This window comes from Roseomonas sp. TAS13 (assembly GCF_001950415.1).
Classification (GTDB): Bacteria; Pseudomonadota; Alphaproteobacteria; order Acetobacterales; family Acetobacteraceae; genus Roseomonas; species Roseomonas mucosa.
In genome coordinates, this window is record NZ_BDLP01000575.1 from 1 (window position 1) to 1,965 (window position 1,965).

Annotated in this window: 2 protein-coding genes and 1 pseudogene; 2 read left to right on the plus strand and 1 reads right to left on the minus strand. The window is 72.1% G+C overall.

Going from position 1 to position 1,965, the window contains the following annotated elements; translation table 11 throughout:
• Positions 1-9: 9 nt before the first annotated feature.
• Complete coding sequence (locus tag ROTAS13_RS23775; RefSeq protein ID WP_019459646.1) at positions 10-1,044, minus strand: MoxR family ATPase; 1,035 nt, start codon at positions 1,042-1,044, stop codon at positions 10-12.
• A gap of 174 nt (positions 1,045-1,218) precedes the next feature.
• Here ROTAS13_RS23775 and ROTAS13_RS23780 point away from each other — a divergent pair, with 174 nt between their 5' ends.
• Positions 1,219-1,749, plus strand: coding sequence for a DUF1285 domain-containing protein (locus ROTAS13_RS23780; RefSeq protein ID WP_019459645.1), 531 nt, complete (start codon positions 1,219-1,221; stop codon positions 1,747-1,749).
• Positions 1,749-1,965, plus strand: a pseudogene (locus ROTAS13_RS23785) (CoA pyrophosphatase); the annotation flags it as partial. The gene ROTAS13_RS23780 and the pseudogene ROTAS13_RS23785, both read left to right, overlap by 1 nt.

The following is a 1,965-nucleotide window of genomic DNA, read 5'->3' on the forward strand; positions in this document are numbered from 1 at the left end:
GCCACCCGGTCAGCCGATCCCGCCGCGCAGGGCGGCGATCACCTCCGGCAGCCGCACCCCGTCCGCCCGCGCGGCGAAGCTCAGCGCGAGGCGGTGCCGCAGCACCGGCTCGCAGAGCGCCGCCACGTCGTCCAGCGAGGGGGAAAGCCGCCCGTCCAGCAGCGCCCGGGCGCGGGTGGCCAGCATCAGCGCCTGGGCAGCGCGCGGGCCGGGGCCATAGGCGAGATGGCGGCTGGCCTCGCCGCCCTCGGGGCCGGGGCGGGCGCCGCGCACCAGCGCCAGGATGGCGTCCAGCACCTTCTCGCCCACGGGGATGCGCCGCACCAGCGCCTGGGCGGCCAGCAGCTCGCCGGGCGAGAGAACGGCCACCGCCTTCTCCTCCGCCGCACCGGTGGTGGCGAGCAGCATGGCGCGCTCGGCGGCGGCGTCGGGGTAGCCGACCTCGACCTCCATCAGGAAGCGGTCGAGTTGCGCTTCCGGCAGGGGATAGGTGCCCTCCTGCTCGATCGGGTTCTGCGTGGCCAGGACGTGGAAGGGCGATGGCAGGTCCATCACCTCCCCGGCCACGGCCACCTTGCGCTCCTGCATCGCCTGGAGCAGGGCGGATTGCGTGCGGGGCGAGGCGCGGTTGATCTCGTCGGCCATCAGAAGCTGGCAGAAGACCGGTCCCCGGATGAAGCGGAAGGCGCGGCGGCCGCGGCTCTCCCCCTCGTGGGATTCCTCCAGCACCTCGGAGCCCAGGATATCGGCCGGCATCAGGTCCGGGGTGAACTGCACCCGGCGGGCATCCATGCCCAGGACGGTGGCCAGGGTTTCCACCAGCCTGGTCTTGCCGAGCCCCGGCACGCCCACCAGCAGCACATGGCCGCCGGAGACCAGGCTGGTCAGCACCTGCTCCACCACCTGTTCCTGGCCCAGGATCACGCGCCCCACGGCGTCGCGCGCCCGGCCCAGCCGGTCGGCCAGCATTTCCGCCTGCGCCATCAGCGCGGCGCTGTCCTCGCCATTTTGCGAGCGGGGATCGCCGAGCACCACTTCCACCATGCCTTCCCCTCTCCCTATATGCATCCCCGTCGGGCAAGGTTGGACGGACCTTCCCGGCTGTGGATGTTCAGTCGTCACGGCATGGATCAGCCTATGACCCTAGCGGCGCGCGAGGAAACAACGAAACCGCTACCCCCGGTGACATTCCGTAAGCGGGATTGCGGCGATTTCGACATGAGGATCGCCCGCGACGGCACCTGGCATTATCGCGGATCGCCCATCGGGCGGAAGGAGCTGGTCTGCCTTTTCGCCAGCGTTCTCAAGCGCCTGCCCGATGGCGGCTATGTCCTGGAGACCCCCGCCGAGCGCGGGCGGATCGCGGTGGACGACGCCCCTTTCGTGGCGGTCGAGATGTGCTGGCGGGACTGTGACTGCGAAGGCCACGGCGTGAAGCTGCAATGCGTGAGCTTCCGCACCAACCTGGACGAGGTGGTGACCGCCGGGCCGGAGCACCCGATCCGGGTGGAGACCGACCCGGAAACCGGCGAGCCCAGCCCCTATGTGCTGATCCGCCCCGGGCTGGAGGCCCGGATCAGCCGCCCCGTCTTCTACGAGATGGTCGCCCTGGCCGAGACCGAGGTGATCGACGGCCGCCGCGTGCTTGGCGTCTGGAGCAAGGGCATGTTCTTTCCGGTGGGCGACCATCCGGAGGAGGAAGCCGGCGACCTGGAGGATGTCTGGGACGAGGACAGCCCCGCCGGGTGATGCGCGACGGCCCGCCCGGCCTGCCGGCCCCGCTTCCGCCCTCCCTTTCCGCCCGGCAGATCGCCCACCGCCTGACGGCGTCCCTGGCGCCGGGACACGCGCCCTCCCTCTATCCCAGCACCACGCCCGACAGCACCGGCCTGCCCGAGGAGCTGGACGCGCCGCCCCCACCCGGGGAGGCGGAGGCCGGGACCGGCCTGCGCCGCGCCGCCGTGC

Bases quoted from the DNA above. Each gene is read 5' to 3' on its own strand.
- ROTAS13_RS23775 (WP_019459646.1), bottom strand. From the start codon at position 1,044: ATGGTGGAAGTGGTGCTCGGCGATCCCCGCTCGCAAAATGGCGAGGAC.
- ROTAS13_RS23780 (WP_019459645.1), top strand. From the start codon at position 1,219: ATGAGGATCGCCCGCGACGGCACCTGGCATTATCGCGGATCGCCCATC.